Annotated in this window: 20 protein-coding genes; 14 read left to right on the top strand and 6 right to left on the bottom strand. The window is 59.9% G+C overall.

The features are described from left to right. From AC1DXU_RS05295 to AC1DXU_RS05280, 4 genes are all read right to left on the bottom strand, one after another. Positions 1-1,206, bottom strand: coding sequence for an ROK family protein (locus AC1DXU_RS05295; RefSeq protein ID WP_477365210.1), 1,206 nt, complete (start codon positions 1,204-1,206; stop codon positions 1-3). A gap of 176 nt (positions 1,207-1,382) precedes the next feature. Continuing rightward, on the bottom strand, positions 1,383-2,126 hold the full coding sequence (locus AC1DXU_RS05290) for a class II aldolase/adducin family protein (RefSeq protein WP_477365208.1): 744 nt from the start codon (positions 2,124-2,126) through the stop codon (positions 1,383-1,385). Between the two features lie 224 nt (positions 2,127-2,350). Then, a complete protein-coding gene (locus AC1DXU_RS05285) occupies positions 2,351-3,934 on the bottom strand; it encodes an ABC transporter substrate-binding protein (protein WP_477365205.1) in 1,584 nt (527 codons plus the stop codon). A gap of 34 nt (positions 3,935-3,968) precedes the next feature. Beyond that, positions 3,969-5,126, bottom strand: a complete 1,158-nt coding sequence (locus AC1DXU_RS05280) for a serine hydrolase domain-containing protein (protein WP_477365203.1) — start codon at positions 5,124-5,126, stop codon at positions 3,969-3,971. A 156-nt stretch (positions 5,127-5,282) separates the two neighbouring features. Between AC1DXU_RS05280 and AC1DXU_RS05275 the strand changes: the two genes are divergently transcribed. The 4 genes from AC1DXU_RS05275 (at position 5,283) to AC1DXU_RS05260 (ending at position 10,737) form a co-directional block, all read left to right on the top strand. Next, complete coding sequence (locus AC1DXU_RS05275) at positions 5,283-5,930, top strand: TetR/AcrR family transcriptional regulator (protein ID WP_477365200.1); 648 nt, start codon at positions 5,283-5,285, stop codon at positions 5,928-5,930. Positions 5,931-6,180: 250 nt separating this feature from the next. Beyond that, a complete protein-coding gene (gene eglC, locus AC1DXU_RS05270) occupies positions 6,181-7,572 on the top strand; it encodes an endo-1,3-1,4-beta-glycanase EglC (protein WP_477365197.1) in 1,392 nt (463 codons plus the stop codon). A 100-nt stretch (positions 7,573-7,672) separates the two neighbouring features. Next, on the top strand, positions 7,673-9,427 hold the full coding sequence (locus tag AC1DXU_RS05265; protein ID WP_477365194.1) for a type I secretion system permease/ATPase: 1,755 nt from the start codon (positions 7,673-7,675) through the stop codon (positions 9,425-9,427). After that, positions 9,427-10,737, top strand: coding sequence for an HlyD family type I secretion periplasmic adaptor subunit (locus AC1DXU_RS05260; RefSeq protein ID WP_477365191.1), 1,311 nt, complete (start codon positions 9,427-9,429; stop codon positions 10,735-10,737). Before AC1DXU_RS05265 ends, AC1DXU_RS05260 begins: the two co-directional genes overlap by 1 nt. 92 nt (positions 10,738-10,829) lie before the next feature. Here AC1DXU_RS05260 and AC1DXU_RS05255 read toward each other — a convergent pair whose 3' ends face one another. Both AC1DXU_RS05255 and AC1DXU_RS05250 read right to left on the bottom strand, forming a co-directional pair. Further along, positions 10,830-12,659 carry a patatin-like phospholipase family protein gene (locus AC1DXU_RS05255; protein WP_477365188.1) on the bottom strand — a complete coding sequence of 610 codons (1,830 nt, stop codon included), beginning with the start codon at positions 12,657-12,659 and terminating at the stop codon, positions 10,830-10,832. Between the two features lie 718 nt (positions 12,660-13,377). Next, entirely contained in the window at positions 13,378-14,616 is a 1,239-nt protein-coding gene (locus AC1DXU_RS05250) for a tyrosine-type recombinase/integrase (protein ID WP_477365185.1), read from the bottom strand. 88 nt (positions 14,617-14,704) lie between these two features. On the opposite strand from AC1DXU_RS05250, the gene AC1DXU_RS05245 reads away from it, so the two are divergent. The 10 genes from AC1DXU_RS05245 to AC1DXU_RS05200 all read left to right on the top strand — a co-directional run bounded on the left by AC1DXU_RS05245 (position 14,705) and on the right by AC1DXU_RS05200 (position 20,778). Beyond that, positions 14,705-15,178, top strand: a complete 474-nt coding sequence (locus tag AC1DXU_RS05245) for a MerR family transcriptional regulator (protein WP_477365182.1) — start codon at positions 14,705-14,707, stop codon at positions 15,176-15,178. 58 nt (positions 15,179-15,236) lie between these two features. Continuing rightward, positions 15,237-15,440: a DNA-binding protein gene (locus AC1DXU_RS05240; RefSeq protein WP_477365179.1), complete on the top strand. Its 204-nt coding sequence runs from the start codon at positions 15,237-15,239 to the stop codon at positions 15,438-15,440. Positions 15,441-15,634: 194 nt separating this feature from the next. After that, positions 15,635-15,793, top strand: a complete 159-nt coding sequence (locus AC1DXU_RS05235; RefSeq protein WP_477365176.1) for a hypothetical protein — start codon at positions 15,635-15,637, stop codon at positions 15,791-15,793. After that, entirely contained in the window at positions 15,790-16,401 is a 612-nt protein-coding gene (locus AC1DXU_RS05230) for a DUF1376 domain-containing protein (protein ID WP_477365173.1), read from the top strand. Before AC1DXU_RS05235 ends, AC1DXU_RS05230 begins: the two co-directional genes overlap by 4 nt. After that, positions 16,398-17,165 (top strand): hypothetical protein, encoded by a 768-nt coding sequence (locus AC1DXU_RS05225; RefSeq protein ID WP_477365170.1) that lies wholly within the window; start codon positions 16,398-16,400, stop codon positions 17,163-17,165. The genes AC1DXU_RS05230 and AC1DXU_RS05225 overlap by 4 nt, the downstream gene beginning before the upstream one ends. Then, on the top strand, positions 17,162-17,503 hold the full coding sequence (locus AC1DXU_RS05220; RefSeq protein WP_477365168.1) for a hypothetical protein: 342 nt from the start codon (positions 17,162-17,164) through the stop codon (positions 17,501-17,503). Before AC1DXU_RS05225 ends, AC1DXU_RS05220 begins: the two co-directional genes overlap by 4 nt. A 100-nt stretch (positions 17,504-17,603) precedes the next feature. After that, entirely contained in the window at positions 17,604-18,572 is a 969-nt protein-coding gene (locus AC1DXU_RS05215; RefSeq protein WP_477365165.1) for a hypothetical protein, read from the top strand. Between the two features lie 234 nt (positions 18,573-18,806). After that, the gene (locus AC1DXU_RS05210) at positions 18,807-19,313 is read left to right on the top strand and encodes a hypothetical protein (RefSeq protein WP_477365162.1); all 507 of its coding nucleotides are present in this window, start codon (positions 18,807-18,809) and stop codon (positions 19,311-19,313) included. Between the two features lie 206 nt (positions 19,314-19,519). Next, positions 19,520-19,987 (top strand): hypothetical protein, encoded by a 468-nt coding sequence (locus tag AC1DXU_RS05205; protein WP_477365159.1) that lies wholly within the window; start codon positions 19,520-19,522, stop codon positions 19,985-19,987. A gap of 176 nt (positions 19,988-20,163) precedes the next feature. Beyond that, the gene (locus AC1DXU_RS05200; protein ID WP_477365156.1) at positions 20,164-20,778 is read left to right on the top strand and encodes a hypothetical protein; all 615 of its coding nucleotides are present in this window, start codon (positions 20,164-20,166) and stop codon (positions 20,776-20,778) included. Positions 20,779-20,791 lie beyond the last annotated feature (13 nt).

Raw genomic sequence — 20,791 nt, 5'->3', positions numbered from 1 at the left:
CTAGCCGAACGGTTTCTGCAGCACGTCGAATTGCGGGTTGGTCTCCGAAAATATCGGCAGCGCGGCAGCGCCCAGAACCGAGGTGTCCTTGCCGGCGGCTCCAACCAGCACCCTTGGTACAGTGCGGGTGCTGGTCGAGCTGACCGAGAGATACAAGGGATCGAGCCGGCTCGCCAGAAGCTCGATCACCGCCAGCGGCATGAAGCCGCCGAGGACGACGGTTTCAGGATCGAGCGCCAGTTCGAGCACATTGATCGCCTGGCGCAGCGGCGCAGTGGCTTGTTCGATCCATGCTTCCATGCGGCTGTCGCCACTTGCCAGCAAAGCCTCGAGCAGTTCCGGCGAGGCGTGATCGGGATCGGGGATCTCCAAACATTCATAGGCGGCGCGCAAGGAGACATAGCGTTCAAGACAGCCGCGCTTGCCGCAGCCGCATTCGAGGCCGCCAGGATTGACGATCATATGGCCGATCTCGCCGGCGTTGTGGCGGGTGCCCTTGTAGAGATGGCCGTCAAGAAACAGGCCGGCACCGAGCCCGGTGCCGATGAACAAATAGACGAAGCTGCTGAGGTTGCGGGCAACGCCGTAAAGCCGCTCGCCGATGGCAGCGGCGGTGGCGTCGTTCTCGACCGTCACCGGAATGCCGGTCAGCCGCTCAAGCTCTTCGGCGACGGGGAAATCCTGCCAGCCGGGCAGTGCCGTCGGCCCGACCGAGGTCATGCCCTCGACATCGAACGGGCCGGGCATCGCCATGCCGATGCCAAGCAGGCGGCTGCGGTCGAAACGAAACGTCCGCATCAAATCATCGGCGATCGCCGCCAGCAATGGCATCGCCTGCGCCGGCGTCGGCCGGTCGACCGGCCGCTCGAAACGGGCCCGAACCGTGCCGGAGAGATCGGTGATGACGCCCACCGCCAGTTGATGGTCGAGTTGCAGGCCGATCGAATAGCCGCCGTCGGGATTGATCGAATAGGGGACAGCCGGCTGACCGCGCGCGCCCTTCTGCGTCGCCTCCGGGCGCAGCAGCTCCTCTTTTTCGAGCTCCTCGACGATGTTGGAAATGGTCTGGGAACTCAGCGCCGTCAGTCGCGCGATGGCCGCACGCGACAAGGCACCGTTGGTTCTGATCGCTTCGATCACCACGCGGCGGTTGTGCGACTTGGCCTGTTCGAGATTGGTGCCGGCGATGGCTTTCTTGACTATCATGATGACCAGCTAGACGAGTCTTTCGGAATTATGATCCTGAAAATAAATCAATCATCTTGATTTAATTAATGTCAAGTGTTTGATTTCGGCTAAGTGCCAGCCCGGTCCGCAAGCGCAAGATATCGGGGACAGGTGGCGCAGCACTCACCTGACCGGCTTCCGAGCTTTTAGACTTCTCAGGTCCGAAATGTCGGGTCAATCGAATCGAGCATGCGCAAGTGTGCGGCCCATTCCAACTCAAGTCCCCCGTCATCGAGCGACATTTGATCGTTTTGCAAGGCCACTCTCTGTGCGATGGCCCCTGGGATTGGAACAAGGTCCCGGCCCATTGATAGCGTTGCCACCTGGATCTCGCAGGCTCGGTTCAGATAAAACATATTGTTGAACATTTCGGCAGCGGTGCGGCCCACGGTGAGAAGGCCGTGGTTGCGCAAAACAAGTGCGGGATGATTTCCAAAGTCGGCGACGATCCTGCCCCGCTCGGCGTGATCCAGGGCTATGCCCTCAAAGTCGTGGTATGCCAATCGTTCGAAAAACTGGAGTGCTATTTGATTGAGCGGAAGCAAGCCTTCCGCAAGACACGAAACGGCTACTCCCGCCTTCGTATGTGTATGCATGACCCAGTGCGCCTCCGGGCGAGCAGTGTGAATGGCACTGTGAATCGTAAACCCTGCAGGATTGACGGGGGCAGATGTATTCTCAATTTTTTTGCCATCTGTATCGATCTTGACCAGAGACGACGCTGTAATCTCCTCCCACCGTCGGCCATAAGGATTTATGAGAAACTGACCTTCGGCACCTGGAACCTTGGCTGTGATATGGGTGTAGATGAGATCCGTCATCTGAAAATGACCAGCCAGCCTATAGCAGGCGGCCAAAGCAACTCTGGTGGCTTCTTCCGATTGCAGCGCATGATTCATGCTTTGCCCAGTCTTACAATTTGAAATTCGATAGGCCGTCAACAGGTTGATGCCCCAACAGCCGGCTCATTGGCCGCTGGGGCTTCAAAAATGGAATCGGCCGGATTTTGCGCTCTGTTCGCGACTGGAGCAGTTCACCAATTCACGGAAACGGCGAACTGCTCTATCCCTTTGTTTTTACGCAATTCCAGGCGGAAAACGTTTCCCGCCTTCCTGGAATTGCTCTAGGAGGTCATCCAACAGCGGATCAAGGCCGAACCGCCGGACATTTCGTAATTTGGATCATCGACCCAGCCCTCTACATTTGGACCAGTTGCGTCGATGTAGTCGTTGAACATGGGGACGACGGCCCCGCCATCGTTCCTGACAATGGATCCCATGTCGGCGTATAGTTTCTTGCGCTTTTCAGTGTCCAGTTCCGAGCGGGCCTGATTGAGCATCTTGTCAAAATCATCGCGGAAGAATCGGGTCTCGTTCCAATCGGCCTTGGAATAATATCCCGTCGTGTACATGAGATCCTGCGTTGGCCGCCCGCCCCAATAAGAAGCGCAAAACGGCTGTTTGTTCCACACCTCTGACCAGTAGCCGTCTCCAGGTTCGCGCTTGATATCCAGCTTGATGCCGGCTTTGGAAGCGCTCTGCTGATAAAGCTGCGCGGCATCGACCGCGCCGGGAAACGCAACTTCGGAGGTTCGCAGAAGGATTGAACCGCTGTGTCCGGACTTCTTGTAGTGGAAGGCGGCTTTGTCCGGGTCATATGACCTTTGCTCGACGGGCGTGTAGAGCGGATATGTTGCGTTTATCGGGCTGTCATTCCCGACACTGCCGTAGCCGTTCAGAATTTTCTTGACCATTTCATCGCGGTCAACTGCATATTTGAGCGCCAGCCTGAGGTCATTGTTGTCAAAAGGCGCGGTGTCGCAGTGAACGACGAACAGGTAGTGTCCCCTTCCTGCAACCGTGCGGATCGTCACGCCGGGTACCTGCTTGACCAGATCAACGATCTTCGGCTCGACACGATTGATCATATTGACCTGACCACCCTGAAGTGCGGCGGTGCGGGCAGTTGTGTCGTTGATCACAATAATTTCGACCGAGCCGGCATGGCCTACTTGGTCATTCCAGTATCCGGCAAATTTCTCTCCAGCATGCCGCACGCCTGGCTGGTTGGTCGAAATCTTGTACGGTCCAGTTCCTATTCCCGCCGCGGGATCGTCCTTGCCCCCATTTGGTTGGATCGCCAAATGATAGTCCGCCAGGATATAGGGCAGATCCGCGTCGCCATCTTTCAAACCTATGACAATGCTGTCGCCATCAGCCTTGATCGTGTCGATCCCGCGCATCAAGCCAAGGGCGCCGGATTTCGACTTCGCATCAGAGTGTCGCTCGAGCGTCGCGGCAACGTCGGCGGGCACAAGTTTCTTGCCGTCGTGAAAGGATACGTCTTTTCTAATTCTAAACGTCCAGGTCTTCGCATCTTTCGACGAACTCACTTGTTCCGCGAGTTTCATGGCGATCGAACCGTCCGGACCGATGTCAACCAGCGTCTCGCCCCAAGTTCGTCCGAATGTCAGAGGCACCTGGCTTGCCCAAGTTGCGGGGTCGAGGCTGTCTGTCGACTCACCACCGACCATGCCCGCCTTCAGTGTGCCCCCCTTGGTCGGGCCTGCAGCGCGTACAGCACCGACAAGCAGGTTCTGGGCCACCGTGGCGGTGATCCCCAATGTTGCCGCACGTGCCAGAAATTCCCTCCGGCTCAGTTTGCCCCGCACCACGGCCCTTGCCATGATTTCGAATTCTTTTGGCATATTATTCTCCCCTTTTTTGCGGTTCCATCATTGCTTATTGCGGATCTACTGCTTGGAAGAGCTTCTCCAGCACGAAGCGCGAGCGACGATCATCCGGATCGTTCCTCATCTGGTTCATCGTGTAGGACAGCCCTGTTTTTCGTGAAGGCCAGGCGGCATGGATGGAGCCGCCAGCTCCCGAGTGCCCGAAGGCATCGTGGGCTGGACCGAAACGCATCTTTTGTGTCTGAAGCGCAAAGACCGTGGCAAAGGCCATCGGCTCTAAAAAGTAGGGATCTGTGAAGCGCGAACGTTCAATCAGACCTTGATCCAGTGTCTCGGGCTTCAGGATGCGTACGCCATCAATCTCGCCCCCCTGGCTGAGACAGCCGTAGTAGCGAGCCATGGAACGAGCCGCCGCGATACACCCAGCTCCGCCAATTTGACCGGCGTGAAAAGCCCTCGTGTTCCACGAATTGGCATGGCTGGTGAGCAGGGGAGGATTTCCCCAGATCGATCGATTTATAGGACTTTCCGGATCCGCGTCGACCCAGTCTGTCGCGTTCTCAACCTCGATCTCTCCCACGCGCGGTTCGAGGTCTTCCGGCAGACCGATCCATGCCTCCAGATTCAACGGCCGAGCAATCTCATCAGCAAAGAACTGTCCGAGCGTCCGGCCATCCACGCGACGGATAATGGCCCCACACAGCCATCCTATGGTCAGTCCGTTATAGCAAGCGAAGGCATCGGGATCGTTCGCGATGGGCTGTCTTGCAAGAAGCCCCTCTATTTTCTCGTAGTCCGGCACGTCATCTGCCGCCAACGGAACCAAAACACCCGGTATCCCACTACGATGCGAAACAATATGACGGACGAGAATGCGTCCTTTTCCGCCTTGGGCGAACCCAGGCCAATATTTCGCCACGGGCGCATCTGGATCCACCAGGCCACGCTCGATCAGAATTAACATGCATCCTGCCAATAGGCCCTTGGTGCCGGAGAAGACGACTTGCAGGGTGTCCCGCTGCCATGGTCGGCCTGGCGCCGCGTTGCCAGCCCAGATGTCGACAACGGTTCGGCCCGAATGTACCGCAGCGAATGCGGCGCCTACGTCGCCTCGCTCGGTGAAATTCCTCTCAAACTCCTCCGCAACGGCTTCGAATCCGGGCTCGACATGGCCCTTTACGATCCCATTTGACGCGGTGAAGGGCATTGGTTCCCTGATGGCTATTGGTACATATGTACCAATGTTGTACAAGCGTACTATATCCTTTGTCAAGGGACTGCAAGGCGTGGCGAGCCGCGCTATTATCCGTATTTGGAATCGAAAGCCGATTCTCTCGGTGAGCGTCGAAAGATGGTGGCGGCAATGCGGAAATCCGCACGAACATATCTAACCTCCGAGGAGCGGAGAGCCGAGATTGTCGAGGCGGCTTTCCAGTGCATCAAGGAGGTCGGCTACGCCAAATTAACCGCTCGAAAAATTGCCGAGCACCCCAATATTTCGTTGGGTCACATAACCTACAATTTCAAGGACATGAATGAGGTTCTTGTTGAGACCTACCGGTATACGTCAAATCTCTTGATAGAAGCGGTCCGCGATCAACGCGCCAGAGGATCTAGTTCCCCGAATGAGCAGCTTAAGCTTTTCCTGGGAACGTTCCTGACCCCCAATTTCCTCAAAAGGGACTTCTTGCGCGTCCGGATCGACCTCTGGTCTGCCGCTTTGGCCTCTGACGATATTTTGAGGACCGAGATTTCCCTTTACCAGCATTTCCGAGATGAACTTTCTGGGATACTCAATCAGATAGCGGATGAACGAACGAAGGGCCGTGGATCAGTCCCATTTCTCGTAGACAGCATTACTGCGACGATGGACGGGCTGTGGCTTGATTGGGTGCGTCGAAGGAACAGCGAGGCCATAGAGAATGGCCTGAGGGCTTGCCTGCTTCTCGTGAATTGCGTTTTGGATGCCGCCCCATCCAAAGCCCAAGGCGACGCGCTCGAACCCGGATAGCAGGTATCGCGGTTCGACCAGGCAGTTTCCCCAATCCTTTGCCCGCAGATTGCGACGACTCGTGACCAAAAAAGTGCTGGCTGCCCAATCCTTATGCATTCGAGGCAATGAGGCGGCTCGGACCGCCTGCGTGTTAAGTTCTTGGTAACTCTCACAAGTCGAACCCAAGTCGACGACCAAATAAGAGGTTTGGCTTCTCGTCCCTACCGTAGATGCTAGGGCCGGCATCGAGCGAGACGAGGAGACCAGAATGGCCACCGTCCTGAACGCCAAAGGCGTTCCACTCCCCTATAGCGGGTCCTCAACAAAGTGGTACTCGGCGACGAATTCCGGCCCGTCACTCTTCGGCAGCATATACAACGACACCATCTACGGCGACGCCAGCGTCAGCGTCACGATGTATGGCGGCAAGGGCGACGACATTTACTATCTGTATTCCACGAAGAACAAGCCGGTCGAGCTGGCCAATGAGGGTGTCGACACCATCTCGACCTGGATGAACTACAGACTGCCGGCGAATTTCGAGAACCTGACCGTCACCGGCGACAAACACTATGCTTTCGGAAACGCGCTAAACAACATCATTACCGGCGGCGCCGGCCAGCAAACGCTCGACGGCTTGCAGGGCGATGACGTTCTGAAAGGCGGATCCGGGGCGGATATCTTCGTCGTTACCCGGGGCAACGGCAGCGACCTGATCCTGGACTTTGGCGCCGACGACACCGTGCGCGTAGGCAGCTACGGCTTCACCTCCTTCGAGCAGGTGCAGGCCAATATGGTCCAGTCGGGCGCGAATGTGCGGCTCAATCTTTCCAGCACCGAGTTTCTGGTCTTCGCCAACAAGACGGTCGGCCAGTTCACCGAAGGCCAGTTCGATCTGGCGCTGGACAGGTCGCATCTGGAACTCACCTTCTCCGACGAGTTCAACACGCTGAGCCTGAGGAACGGCTCGAGCGGCACCTGGGATACGAACTTCTGGTGGGGCGGTGCGAACGGCAGTTCGCTCACCGACAATGGCGAGCTTCAATGGTATATCGATGCCAACTACGCGCCGACCAGTTCCGTCCACCCGTTCAGCGTCGAGAACGGCGTTCTCACCATTACCGCCGCCCGGGCCGCGGATGCGATCCAGCCCTTGATCAACGACTACAAGTATACTTCAGGCCTTCTGACGACCCACGATACCTTCGCGCAGACCCATGGCTATTTCGAAATCCGTGCCGACATGCCGGAAAAACAAGGCGCGTGGCCGGCCTTCTGGCTGCTGCCGGCGGACGGTTCCTGGCCGCCGGAACTGGATGCAATCGAGATGACCGGCCAAGACCCGAACAAGCTCCTCCTGACTGGCCACACGAACGAGACGGGAACGCATACAACCGTGGGCGCGACGCCCTTTGTCTCGGATACCGCAGGCTTCCACACATACGGGGTGCTGTGGACGCAAGACGAACTGGTCTGGTATTTCGACGACGTCGAAGTCGCCCGCGCCGCGACGCCCGCCGACATGCACGAGCCGATGTACATGCTGGTCGACCTGGCGGTTGGCGGCATCGCGGGAGCGCCCGCCGACGGGCTCGCAACGCCCGCGGAAATGCACGTCGACTATGTTCATGCTTATGCGCTGGGCGATTGGTTTATCTAAGCGCAACAGCTGAGGGTGAGGTCGGTACGGACGCGTTCGTCATCAAGCCTCGGCAATTTCCGTTTATTGCACTGCCGCCTGAGACTGAACTGGAACTGATGTGAAGGCGACAACGCAACTCCATCCATCCGAGCCGCCGCGAACAACCCTGGCAGTGGTTTTGGCTTCTTTTCGACGCGCGTTCGCCGGCATCGCGTTGATGAGCGGCGTCGTCAACATCCTGGCGCTGACCGGCTCGTTCTTCATGCTGCAGGTCTATGATCGCGTCATACCCGGCCGCAGCGTGCCGACGCTCGTCGGCCTTGCCGTGTTTGCCGCCACGCTTTTCATCTTCCAGGGCGTTCTCGAGCTCATCCGGTCACGGCTGCTGGTGCGCATCGGCATGGCGCTCGACGCGCAGCTGAGCGGGCAAGTCTATGCCGCGCTGATGCGCCTGCCATTGCGCACCACGCTCGCCGGCGATGGCCTGCAGTCGTTGCGGGATCTCGACCAGGTGCGCTCGTTTCTGTCGAGCGCCGGTCCGACCGCGCTTTTCGATCTGCCGTGGATGCCGCTGTATCTGGGTATTTGCTTCCTGTTCCATTTCTGGATTGGCATGGCTGCGCTCGCCGGCGCCGTCATTCTCTTTGGCCTGACATTGCTTGCCGAAATGCGCACACGAGAGCCGGCAAAAAGGGCAAACAGCCAGGCCGCGGCACGCAACACGCTTGCCGAGGCCACCCGGCGCAACGTCGAGGTTCTGCAGGCCATGGGCTTTGGCTCGCGCATCGCCGAGCGCTGGTCGGGTATCAACGCCGACTATCTCGACACGAATGCGAAAGCGAGCGACCTGGCGGGTACGCTCGGAACGATCTCGAAGATCCTGCGGATGATGCTGCAGTCGGGTGTGCTGGCGATCGGCGCCTATCTCGTCATTCATCAGGAGGCGACGGGCGGTATCATGATCGCCAGTTCGATCATGATGGGCCGGGCGCTCGCTCCAATCGAACTGGCCATCGCCCACTGGAAGGGTTTCGTCACTGCCCGCCAGGCCTGGGCTCGGCTGACGCAGCTTTTGGCGCTGCTTCCCGAAACTGCAACAAGTGTCGCGCTGCCGGCGCCGATATCGGCGCTTTCGGTCGAAGGCATCAGCGTCACGCCGCCGGGCGAGCGCCGCGTGGTTGTCCAGGATGCGGGCTTCGCGCTGGAGAAGGGTGCTGGCCTTGGCATCATCGGGCCGAGCGCTTCGGGAAAATCCTCGCTTGTCCGCGCGATCGCCGGTATCTGGCTGCCGGTGCGCGGAACCGTCAGGCTGGACGGCGCGACGCTCGACCAGTGGTCGCCCGAACAGCTTGGCAAGCATGTCGGCTACCTGCCGCAGGACGTCCAGCTGTTCGACGGCACCATAGCCGAAAACATATCGCGCTTCGAACCCCTGGCGCCCTCGGACAAAATATTGGCGGCGGCGCGCGCCGCCGGTGTGCACGATCTCGTGGTCCATCTGGCGGAAGGTTACGAGACGCGGATCGGCGAGGCCGGGTCGGCACTCTCGGCTGGACAGAGGCAAAGGGTGGCGCTGGCCAGGGCTCTCTACGGCGATCCGTTCCTGGTCATTCTGGATGAGCCCAATTCCAATCTCGATTCCGAAGGCGAAGCCGCGCTGACGGCGGCAATCCAGGGCGTGCGTGAAAGAGGTGGCATCGCCATCGTTGTGGCGCATCGGCCAAGCGCGCTGGCAAGCCTGGATCAGGTGCTCGTCATGGCCGGTGGCCGCGTCCAGGCCTTTGGTCCCAAGAATGATGTGTTGAACAAGGTTGCCCGCCCGGCAGGCGTCCCGCTGAAGGTCGTCTCCGCCCCCGAAGGGGCTACATCCTGATGGCGGAACGCGCTGCATCCGCGATTGACCGGACCATTCGGCGCTATCTCATGGGCGGTGTCGCCGCCTGCGTCCTGCTTGTTGGCGGCGCGGGAAGCCTTGCGGCGGTCACCGAGCTTTCCGGAGCCGTCATCTCCTCCGGCAAGCTGGTCGTCGATTCCAGCGTCAAGAAGGTGCAGCATCCGACCGGCGGCGTGGTCGGTCAGATCTTGGTCCGCGAAGGCGACGCCGTGCAGGCAGGGCAAGTCCTGATCCGTCTCGATGAAACGATCACCCGCGCCAATCTGGCCATTGTCACCAAGAGCCTCGATGAATTCGATGCCCGCCTGGCGCGCCTTGAAGCCGAGCGCGACGGCGCCGACGTCATCGCCTTTCCAGCGTCACTCATGTCGCGGCAAGCGGAACCCGAGACCAGCCGCGCGATGGCCGGCGAGCGATCCCTGTTCGAGTTTCGCAAGCAGGCGCGCGCTGGCCAGAAGGCTCAGCTGGCGGAGCGTATCGCTCAGCTTGTCGAGGAGGTCTCCGGCCTGACCGAGCAAAGAGACGCCAAAAGCCAGGAAATCAAGCTGATCGAAATCGAGCTCGAGGGCATGCGCAAACTTTGGCAAAGCAAGCTGGTCTCGATCGAACGTATAACCGCGCTCGAACGCGATGCCGTGCGGCTGGAAGGCGAGCACGGGCAGCTGACCGCGTCGATCGCGCAGTCGAAGGGCCACACGTCAGAAATCCGCCTGCAGATCATTCAGGTCGACCAGGATCTGCGCAGCGAGGTCGCGACCGAGCTGCGCGATGTCCAGGCAAAGATCTCCGAGCTGGTCGAACGCAAGGTGTCGGCCGAGGACCAGCTCAAGCGCATCGACATACGCAGCCCGCAAACCGGCGTGGTTCTTCAGCTTGCCGTGCACACGGTCGGCGGTGTTGTCTCTCCGGGAGAGCTGATCATGCTCATTGTGCCGGTGGCGGACGAACTGACCGTCGAGGCACGCGTGGCTCCCCAGGACATCGATCAACTGAGGCCAGGGCAGGGCGCAACGTTGCGGCTGTCGGCTTTCAACCAGCGAACGACGCCGGAACTCAACGGAACCGTCAGCAAGATTTCCGCCGATCTCAGCATTGATGAGCGAAGTGGTGCCAGCTTCTATACCGTGCACGTCGTTTTACCGCGCGAGGAACTCGCCAGGCTCAAAGGATTGTCCCTGACGCCTGGAATGCCGGTCGAGGTGTTCTTTTCGACCAGCAGTCGCACAATGCTTTCCTATCTCGTGAAGCCCCTGGCGGATCAGATCCAGAGGGCGTTCCGGGAGGAGTAAACGTGTGCTGCTTCCGAATGCCTAGCGCGAGGGGTACAGAGGTCAGCCGATACCCTCCGTGAACCGCTTGAGCATAGTGGGACTGTGACGCGCTAAGTATGTGCGTTACCGAGCACCGCCCGGAGCCCTGAGTCGTTCTCGCGGAGACGTTCCTCGATCCATTGCGCCGTGCGGTCGTAGGCGTCCGAAAACAACTCGGAGTGCCGACTCCAATCCATGAAGGTGCTCGAAACCTGCGGACAGACCAAGACATCCTCGTCGCCGACGGCAATGTCCTGCGGCCCGTGTGCCAGTATGCTCGCGGCAATAACCTGAAGCATGCTCGGAACCTGCGGCAGGCGGGCACGGCCGAAAGGGTTCAGCAGGGCGACCGCCAGTTCCAATCTTCCGGGGATGCGGTCATAGTCGATGTGGTATTTTTGCGGTCCACTGGACCCAAAGCTCACGATGACATTGGGGCCGGTCTTGAGTTCCCTCATCTGTTCCAGCGGCAAATTGTTCATGATGGCGCCGTCCACCAGCATATCGCCGTCTGCGGTAAAGAACGGCGGCAGAACACCCGGGAGCGAGCCGGATGCCCGAACGGCGTGCCAGAGTTTTCCACGACGGTGGACATGGGGCTGACGGCTGCTCAGATTGCTCGAAAGCGCAAAGAACGGAAGCCAAAGATCTTCGATCAGAACGTCGCCGTATTCCTCCCGAAGGGCTCGATCGAAGGCTTTGTGGTCTAGAAGCGCGAAACGCGGCAAGGTGGGGCGCCGAAACGCCCGACTCTTGACAAATACGTTGTGAGTGCCGCGGTCGATCTGCTCCGCGTCCAACCCTCTTGCGAAGCCGGCCATCATCGCCGCTCCGGAACTCGTCCCGCCGAGATAGTCGAAGCGCCCGCCCGCCTCGACGAAGGCCTTGTAGACGCCCAAATGGGCGCTGCCCAGGGACCCACCCCCCGCCGCCACGAAGCCACGTGCCTTGCAGGAAATAAATCGGACCAGGCGCTGGATATCAGACGCGTCCTCCAGCGCAACATGATGATGCTGGCCGACATGGGGGCGCTCATCGAGCCACGCAGCGGTGCCGGAGACCGTAGCCGAGCGATTGTCGTGAATTAGGACAAGCCGACCGGTCGATGGTGGATGGACCGATAGCGCCAATTCCTCGGACCTGTTCAAGCGAGGCGAGGAGGACGCGTTCGCTAGCAGCAGGACGGTATCGGCCTGGCGAATGCAGACTCGTGTCCATTCATTAGGTTCTTCATCGGCGACGTAGACAACGAATTCAGCTTGCGCCTCCAGTTCGTTCAACCAGTTAAGGACCAGCTGGTCGTCGATCGGACGACCTGCGAACTTCGCGTGGACGTCAAGCCGGGAAACGAACTGAGCGCGCGTGACCGCGCCGAACTCTTGCTGTAGGTGCCCGATGAAAACCGGTGAGATGCGACTTCCGCCGGCTGCAATGATGGCAAGCGTTCGGATTTTGGCAGGTTTCTGGAGACGTGACAAAATCGGAGATTGCGTGGCGAACCGGCGCGCCAGAGATATTGTGACCGCCTCTCTCAGGTTCGGCAGAGCCTCGGCCGCCTTCTCGAAATGATTACGACTGATTTCAAGGACGATCGAATCGCGCGCTGCAAGGACAGTGGCCGTACGGGGCAGCCCTGCAAAGAAACCAATTTCGCCGACTAGTTCGCCCTGTGCGATCTCGGCGACCGAGCCAATCCGATCTCCTTTGTGTACCGTAAAGCGACCGGACAGCACGACGAAGAACCTGTCCGATGGATCGCCTTCGCGAACCAGGACCTCACCGCGCCTCAGGACCCGACGGTCGGATTCGGCAGCCAAAGCCTCGAGCGCCAGCAACGACGCACGATCGAACATCAATGTCGCCGACAATAATCTCGCGGCGAGAGAATCGATGGAGGACATTTGAGCCATCCAGGGGAAGCAAGGTAGTTGTATCCTGTACCGCTCGTGCTTGCAGCATCGCAAGGCGCGATCCGAGCCGAACCGCAACGTTGCCGGCTGGAGCCCGTCTATGGATCAAAATTCTGATGTGCCGACCTTATGCGAAGCATTGGTTCACTGTGGCGTCTGCGAGGCGTTCGATCCGCGGCAACTGGTGGGAATTCGCCAGGCCATCTCGAAGGCGCGCCGTCGCTGCGGACGCTTCTGACTATCCGAGGCCTGAAGCTGCCGGTCCGCTCTCGGCCCGAAACGCGACGTCCGAGTAGTGGCTTGGCGATGTCCGCAGTTGCGCAAGCCGGACCTAGCGAGCAACCGCATAGTTGTGGTCGTCATTGGATAGGCGAGCGAACCGCAAAACCGCCCGCATCAAGTCGACGCTAAGGCATTGATATTGCTGTTGTCAAAACCTGGGGATTTTTGGGACTACTCCCCAGCTTCGGAGAATGATCGGCATCCAGAGAGCAGTTTGCGCTCGGGGCGCTGCCGCACTCCCCAGCTTTTGGCCACACACCCTGCAAACGCTAGGCTTTAGAGCGCCTGCCAGCGGAGCAGAGAATTGTTTGGATTTTGAGGGTGGTAGCGGGAGAGGGACTTGAACCCCCGACCCCAGGATTATGATGCTTGGTGCGATTGCTGATTTTGTTGCAGAATTTGCCTCTTTGTCGCGTTTATGTCGCGCTCAACCCAAAAGCGACCGCTCTGCCGCTGCCATTTCATCGGCATCATCACCGCGCGGGAACAGGTGCCCGTAGACGTCCATCGTCATCATGATCGAGCTATGCCCGAGCCGTTCCTGGATGACCTTTGGCGGAAGCCCGAGCCCACCATCCTGCGGCCGATTGATCGACCACGAGGCATAGAAATGGCGGAGGGCGTGCATGCCGCCATACTTGCCCACCATGACGACCTCGCCAGCGTCGTCTCGCTCGTCACTCGGCACTGTCACGCCGGCCGTCACCTGGGTCGGCAGGAAACCGCGCTTGGTCATGTTCGAGCGGCTTTCGATGTTGCCGCTTCCCGTCGGGAAAACGTAGTGCAGTTCCTTCACTGGATTGCCAGCGGCATCGATGTTGCCAGTCGGTCGGCGAGGGCAGGCCAGCTTCCACTCTCTCAGGGCATTGATGACCATCGGCGGAACCGGAATCGTCCTTTCTCCCGCTTCGGACTTCGGCCGACCGATCTCGCCATAGTCATCGGCGCGCTGGTGCACGCTGATCTGCGCACGCTCGAAATCGACATCCTGCCAGCGAAGGCCGCGCAGCTCTGACGATCGCATGCCGGTGAAAATCGCGGTGATCAAAAGAGGGCGCCAGCGGCCAGCCGACGCGCCGACAACGGCCTTGATCTCCTCACGGGTCGGAACGTCGACCCCGACCTTGAGCTTACCCTTCTGGCGCTTGTCGGCCTGGCGTTCCTTGCCTCGACGTCGCGCGCCGCGGAGATCCTTGACCGGATTCCGAGCGGCCAAGCCGCGCTCCTGAGCATCCGACAGGAGGGAGCCAAGAGACCCTAGAAGCTTTCTCACCATCGCCTGTGACCGGCCGCTTTCCCTCATGTTGTCGGCGAACTCCCGCACCGCCGGGACGGTGAGTTGCGACAATAGGGTGGCGCCGATGAAGGGCTCGATGTGAAGGGACAGATGGCGCTTGCGCTGGTCGATCGAGGAACGTTCGAGCCCGTCCTGTTCGCCCGTGGCAATCCAGAATGCGCCCGCAGCCTTTACGGTGACGCTTGCGCTGTCTGCGACGTGGGAGCCTTCGCGGACCTCCACTTTGGCTGTCGCGGCGAAGCTGTCGGCATCTTTCTTCTTGGCGAAGGTTTTCAGGCGGCGAACGCCTTTGCCGTCGGCATAGTCGACAACCCAAGCCGTTTTTTCCTCGCCCTTGCCGTTGGTCCATATGCGCTTGCGGATCGACATAATCGAAATCCCCCTGCTATTGGTTGCCGCTACTTGACAGCCATAAGTACCCTGTGTCAAGAACGTAAAACATTTTGCGGGTTAACCCATGCCTGGACTCGAATTCACCTCAGCTGACCTCGTCCGGATCACCGGCATGAAGCCCCGTTGGGTTCAGGCATTGGCCGAGAAAAACATTATTCATCCCGAGCCTGACACTGATCGAGCCGGCACAGGGACGCCGCGCCGGTTTTCGCAAAGCGAGGCAATCATCGCTTGCGTCGTTGCCACTTTCGCCCGCCGCAAAATGACGGTTGGGGCTATCCAGCGCGTTGCCACCAATCTGCGCAAAAATCTGGTCGAAGGAGGTATGGCTGGCCACCTGCTCGATATCATCCGTGAGGGCGAGCCGGCATGGCTGGTCGTGTCCTGGGGCCTTTTGTTGGAGTTCCACTACATCGTGAAGACGGTCGACCCGGCAAAGGGCAACTTGTTCTCAGATGTCTTCGGCTCACTTGGGCACGGAAACGATGGCGTTGCCGAAGTGATCTACCTCACGAAAATCCTGAAAGACGTCGTCTGAAATTTTTTTGGCCTATCTAACCCCTAAAATGTTTTCTGATCAAACTAAAGGAACGCCGATGAAGAGCAACGAACCCACCGAAACCGCCGGCCTCTCGCTCATCTGGGGCGCGGCATCCATCGCAGCCGAGCTAGGCCTTTCACAGCGCCAGTGCTTCTACATGCTCGAAACTGGCAAGCTGCCAGCGCGCAAGATTGGCGACAGATGGGTCGCGGATCGCGTCGCATTGCACGCGTTTTTCCGCAGTGGGGAGGCCGCATAAATGACGAGCGTTCCCGAAACTGATGATCACACTTCCGAACCCTCGACCATTGAGCGCGGCGAGCGCTTCCTGGCCGAAGTGCCGCGCCATATGAGAGGCCCGGCGATCCCCGCCCTTCGTGAGATCGGCCTCAGCCCAAAGGAGGCTTGCGAAGCAGTCAGGCGCCACAACCTTGCGATGGCGAGGGCACACTGATGGCCGAGATTACTCCCGACCTCATCGACCGCTGCCGGCGGTTCCTAGCCTACGCCGCCGACAAGCGCGCGCCCGACCTAGTCCTCGCCGAGCGCTTCCAACTCGATCGTCCCACCGCCTGTCAGATCGTCAAGGCGATCGAGAAGGCGGCATCATGACCGATCTGGCTTGGATGAAAACCTACATCGGCACGGAGACCGCCTTGACCGCGCATCTCACGGCCGAGGAGTTCGGTGCCTATGAGCGCTTGCGCCGGCACTACTGGCAGCACGGCTCGATGCCTTCGGATGATGCTCGCCTTATGCGCATCAGCGGGATCGATCCAGAGAGGTGGGAGGGCGTCGCCCAGGCGATCGGCCCATTGATGTCGGAAGTGCTTCAACGTCTCGATGCAGAGCGGTCGGAGGCTACCGTCAAGCGCGAAAAGAAGGTGGCTGCAGGACATAGAGGAGCGGAAGCAAGGTGGCGCATCGATGGCAAGCGCAATGCGGATGCCAATGGCAGAAGCATGGCAAGCGCATCGGATACGATAGCAGGCGCATCGTTTTGCCAATGGCCATCAGCATCAGCATCATCATCAGCATCAGACAAGATTGCTCCGGATGAAAAGGAAGAAAGGTTAGAGCCTGCGCGCGCGAGAGAACCCAACGTGCTGACGATGTCTATGGCAGAAGCCGAGGAACATCTGCGCAAGACAGGCGCGCTCCCAACCGAAGACGTTGAGCTGCGGGCCAGCGCGTACGCCACTGCGACGAGGGGCACATGACAGCCCGGCTCGCTTCACAACCCAAGCGTCCACCCAGACGGCTCGGCCATGTCAGCGGGCTGACTCGCTGCCTCGACGAGATCAGCGGCCGCCTTCTCGACCAGATCTGCCGAGTGACCTATTCGGTTGAAACGCTGCACGATGAGATTGTGAATCCTCACAAGCCTTTCGGCTCGGTGAAGTTCGGCGCGTTTCTCGTCTCCAATGACCAATTGTGCGAACTGCACGGCGACGACGGCTCCTCGATGCGCGGTGATGTTCCGGCTAACCGTCTCTCAGAGACTTTGTTTTCGCGATACCGCCAAATGGCTGTCAGCCACACACAAATGGCTTACTCCATGCCTTCTTGGACGCCCTTTCGCCTTAAGTTTGCTGGCCAGGTAACCTCGTCATTGTCGTCGGGGCTCTGCGGAGAGGGCCGGGGGGACCCAAAACTCAATTCGGAATTTTTAGCCAGGCCGACCGCTTTGGTTCCCGAGACGGCGCTACAGTTGCGACTCGTGGAGCCTAGAGGGTTCGGACGACCGAACCGGGCCACGATATCGCACGGGAGGAGCGGGGCCGATAAGGTCGCGCATTGGCGGTTGTTGCTCTGCAGGGCGCACGTCCACGTCGACGGCCTTTCGGCTGAGCCACGCCGGCAGGAGTTCCTGGATAACCGATTTGAGGTAATCAACCATGGAACGGCAACGCATGTTGCCTTCTATGGGTTCCCTCGCCTGGCAGCCGGCAATGGCAGGCAGCCCGTTGGAGGCGCTGCATGACGCTAGCCCAACAGGATCCGCACTTGGCCAGTCTAGTGGCGGAGATCAAAGCGGCTGAGGCCGCACTTGCTGCCAGGCTGGCCGAATTGCACGGTTACATCGGCCAGGGAGACCAGCAAGCTTTACCTTCACCCCCAACATCTGCTGTCGAGCCAGAGAGGCGGACAGACCTTATCGGCAAGGAGTGGATTGAGACGGGCGCAGCGGCACAGCGGTTCGACACTTCGAAAGTGAGGATCCTCGCCTGGTGCCAACGCGACGACAACTTCGCGTGGAAGTGCGGCGGGCGCTGGCTCGTCTCGATATCAAAAATGCACGCAAAACTCGGCATCAAGTAACTGTCGTGTCTGTCGTGTTTGTCGTGTTTTGAGGCCTTCGTCTGTCGTGTTTCGTTCGGCATCTTCGGTGTATGTCCACAGCCCGAAAGTTCGAACACAGATGAACATTCAAACAATCGTCAAGTCGTTGCGAGGAGGCCAGACGAACACGGCCGACCAGCTGCGTCAGACGCTCGATCAGATCGACATCGAAGGCCTGGAGGCCGCGGCCGAGAAGCTGGAAGCGGAACGGCGCCGGGTGCTGCTCGACGGAACCGACAAGGAGCTCGAAGCGATCGAGATCAAGATCGCCGCGGCAAACCGGGATATCGAACGCGCCTATGCCGCAAAAGCGGAACTCGAGAAACGCCTGGAGGCGGCTATCGCAGCTGCGACTGAGGCTGAACTCGCCGGCATCTACAACAATGCCAAAGCGAAGGCAGACGCTGCCGCCAGGTTGCTTCGGAAAGAATATCCGGACCTAGGCCGCCGCTTTGTCGAACTGATCAGGGCAGTGGCAGAGGCGGACGTGGCGGTCGAGGAGGCAAACAAGCGCCTGCCTGCAGGGGCTGCCGCGCTATGGCCTGTCGAGGTGATGGTGCGCCGGCGCCCAGGATCGGAAGAGAAGACGATCAGCGAAAAGGAAGTTGGGCTTTGGACGCACGCCGGATCTTACGACATCCTGCCCGACAATAGGCAGGCCGAGGCCGGAAAACGCGCCAGCGAGCTTGAAGCCGAAGGGCGGCTGCGTCCCGATGGTGTCGTCCACCTTCACAGCGGAATCCGGGCGGTCAAGCGGCGCTTCATTCGCCGCACATATCTGCCCCGGACCAACCCGATCCATTACTCGCCGCTGGCCAGTGTCGTGCTGCCCGGTCTCGTCGCTGGCGACCCACCGATTTGGGAACACAGGCACAACAGCACCGACATGCCCAGACTTGTCCTTGCCAGGATGAGCGATCTCGCGGCCATGAAGCCAATGCCGCCCGATGCCGATCAGGAACCGGTGGTTCAGCTGATCGCTGTTGCCGATACGCCAGCCAAGGCCAAAGAAGAGCCTGCCACCATCGACATGGCCGAGGAGCCGTGATGATGACGAGTGTTAGTTATGCGCTCGGATTGAATACGCCGACGGTCTGGACGGTGGTCGGCGTTGGCCCCTGGATGGACAAGCGGGCGCGCGTCCACCGGGGGCCTTTTACCCACCCCCAGGTAAGGTTCCCCACCTCCGCTCAGCTCCGGATACGGGGCGGCGAAGCCCAGGCAACGCGGATTTCTGAGATTTCCATTTTCTCACTTCGCTTCCGTTTGGGGAGCCTCGCGAATGGATAGGCAATCAGCGAAAGAGCAGGCCAATACGATCAACACCGCCACCGCCGCTGCGCTCATCAAGGTGACACCGCGATACGTTCAACAGCTCGCGTCGAAGGGCTGCTTTAGGCCTATTGCGCGCGATCGGTGGAACTTGGTTGATGTCGTCCAGGGCTATGTCGCCTGGCTTAAGGATGAGGGCCGACAAGCATCAAAATCGGCAGCAGAGTCGCGCGTTCGCGATGCGCGTGCCACCGAGATCGAACAGCGCATCGCCCGCGAAGACCGCAAGCTCGTCACGATGGAAGAGGCGACCGCCACGTTGGACGAGATCGCCGGCTCTTTCATCACGTTGGTGTCTCGCCTACCGCATCGCATCACGCGCGATCCGCGTGAGCGCCGGCGCATCGAAGCGATCATCGACGCCGAACGGCTGAGGCTGTCGGACACGTTCGCGAAAACTGCCAGGAAGTTGAAGGCCGGCCAGGCGCTCGTCGACGCCGACGACGAGGACGATTGAAACATGAGCAACGCCAGTCACACCTATTGCCCGGCCGTTCCTGTCAGTCCGGTTGCGCAAAGAGCCGGAGCCTTTCACAGCGGTTGGGTTCCGGCTCACTCCTATTCACGAAAGACGCCGTCACGGGTTCAGAGAGAACGTGGCAGCGTCGCGGCCAGGATGATTGACTCCCGTCCTGGCCGCATCGATCAGAAGGAAGCCGTAACATGATACCCACCGCCACCTTTTCCCCAGCATGGCGTGCCGCAATTGAGCGCGGCGATGCCTCACACTTCGAAAGCCAGGCTGATCTCGCCGCCTTCTTCCGCGCGACCAGTATGATTGGCGGCTGTTTCAACGACCTTCCCGAGAGCCAGAGAGACAAGGTCATTGGCCTTCGCGAGCGTTTCCCGGCGGCCATAGCCGAGGCACGGGCAGTAGCCACAAGAGAACGTGAGGCGGCCGACGGCGCCCCGCGTTTCATCGGTCGGACGAACCCTGATCGCATGCCGACGCTCGCCGAACTAAAGCCAGAGCTGATCGCCATCGAGGCCGAGATCGGCAAAGTGGCGCCGCCTACTCCTAGTGCCAAGGACATCTATGCGCGTCGCGCCAAAGCTCGCAACGCATGGGATGACGTCATCGCTCGGCGCAATGAGAAGTTCGATGCATTCCTCATGGGAAGGCCTGGCTGATGCAGAGCGTCGAACGGGTCCTGGGAAACCGTCAAATAGGATACGGATCGGCTACGCGCACAGTGTCTCTAGGCACAGACTTGCAAAACTTGTGCATGATCAAACGCAATCACGACGGGTTCTTGCGTATGCAAGGCTTTGAGCCGCAAATCCGTGCAAATGCGAGTTGCTGAAAAATGACGCTGATGTCCCCAACTGAATATGCCCACACAATCGGCGTCTCGCCGTCCACAGTCAGCCGCGCGATTGCCAAGGGTCGCATTCCGACGGTGACGACGGCCGATGGCAAGAAAATGGTCGACCGGCAAACTGCCGACTCGGCGAGGCGACGGGACGGCAACATCCAGGGCGGACATGGCGGTCGGCCAGATCGCGCCATCCGGAAGGCCTCGCTTTGGAGGGCGCAGAGCGGGAACGGCTACGATCCCCAAGTGCTTGCCGCCCTCGGTGTCATGGTGGCCGATTGGCCAACCCTGATGCGCGAAGCGATGGAAATCCTCGGCGCCGATGAGATGAACCAGGCGCGCGCGGTCTTGGCGCTGGAAGACCTTGCCGCGACGCTGGCGTGCGCGGTGCATCAAGATATCAACCGGGGGCGCATTCACGATTATCGCGTCCCACTTCCCGCCAGGCCCGTTCTAGCGTGGTCCGCCGAGGTGCAGGCCTTCGTCAAACGGGTTGGTGACGATGGCAGCGGCGAGCAATGGACAAGCGACGGCGAAGAGGGCCTACCCGGCGGCGCGGAATTCGCTGATCGCGCGATGTCGGCGTGCTGGTCGGCGAAGCCCTGAAACACGAGAAGGA

It is taken from the genome of Mesorhizobium sp. P3_A10, from assembly GCF_056403175.1.
Note: the sequence above shows the minus strand (reverse complement) of the source record. Positions and strands in the feature narration are given on the sequence as shown.

Coding starts and splice junctions, on each gene's coding strand:
- AC1DXU_RS05295 (WP_477365210.1), bottom strand. CDS start 1,206: ATGATAGTCAAGAAAGCCATCGCCGGCACCAATCTCGAACAGGCCAAG.
- AC1DXU_RS05290 (WP_477365208.1), bottom strand. CDS start 2,126: ATGAATCATGCGCTGCAATCGGAAGAAGCCACCAGAGTTGCTTTGGCC.
- AC1DXU_RS05285 (WP_477365205.1), bottom strand. CDS start 3,934: ATGCCAAAAGAATTCGAAATCATGGCAAGGGCCGTGGTGCGGGGCAAA.
- AC1DXU_RS05280 (WP_477365203.1), bottom strand. CDS start 5,126: ATGCCCTTCACCGCGTCAAATGGGATCGTAAAGGGCCATGTCGAGCCC.
- AC1DXU_RS05275 (WP_477365200.1), top strand. CDS start 5,283: ATGCGGAAATCCGCACGAACATATCTAACCTCCGAGGAGCGGAGAGCC.
- eglC (WP_477365197.1), top strand. CDS start 6,181: ATGGCCACCGTCCTGAACGCCAAAGGCGTTCCACTCCCCTATAGCGGG.
- AC1DXU_RS05260 (WP_477365191.1), top strand. CDS start 9,427: ATGGCGGAACGCGCTGCATCCGCGATTGACCGGACCATTCGGCGCTAT.
- AC1DXU_RS05255 (WP_477365188.1), bottom strand. CDS start 12,659: ATGTCCTCCATCGATTCTCTCGCCGCGAGATTATTGTCGGCGACATTG.
- AC1DXU_RS05250 (WP_477365185.1), bottom strand. CDS start 14,616: ATGTCGATCCGCAAGCGCATATGGACCAACGGCAAGGGCGAGGAAAAA.
- AC1DXU_RS05245 (WP_477365182.1), top strand. CDS start 14,705: ATGCCTGGACTCGAATTCACCTCAGCTGACCTCGTCCGGATCACCGGC.
- AC1DXU_RS05240 (WP_477365179.1), top strand. CDS start 15,237: ATGAAGAGCAACGAACCCACCGAAACCGCCGGCCTCTCGCTCATCTGG.
- AC1DXU_RS05235 (WP_477365176.1), top strand. CDS start 15,635: ATGGCCGAGATTACTCCCGACCTCATCGACCGCTGCCGGCGGTTCCTA.
- AC1DXU_RS05230 (WP_477365173.1), top strand. CDS start 15,790: ATGACCGATCTGGCTTGGATGAAAACCTACATCGGCACGGAGACCGCC.
- AC1DXU_RS05225 (WP_477365170.1), top strand. CDS start 16,398: ATGACAGCCCGGCTCGCTTCACAACCCAAGCGTCCACCCAGACGGCTC.
- AC1DXU_RS05220 (WP_477365168.1), top strand. CDS start 17,162: ATGACGCTAGCCCAACAGGATCCGCACTTGGCCAGTCTAGTGGCGGAG.
- AC1DXU_RS05215 (WP_477365165.1), top strand. CDS start 17,604: ATGAACATTCAAACAATCGTCAAGTCGTTGCGAGGAGGCCAGACGAAC.
- AC1DXU_RS05210 (WP_477365162.1), top strand. CDS start 18,807: ATGGATAGGCAATCAGCGAAAGAGCAGGCCAATACGATCAACACCGCC.
- AC1DXU_RS05205 (WP_477365159.1), top strand. CDS start 19,520: ATGATACCCACCGCCACCTTTTCCCCAGCATGGCGTGCCGCAATTGAG.
- AC1DXU_RS05200 (WP_477365156.1), top strand. CDS start 20,164: ATGACGCTGATGTCCCCAACTGAATATGCCCACACAATCGGCGTCTCG.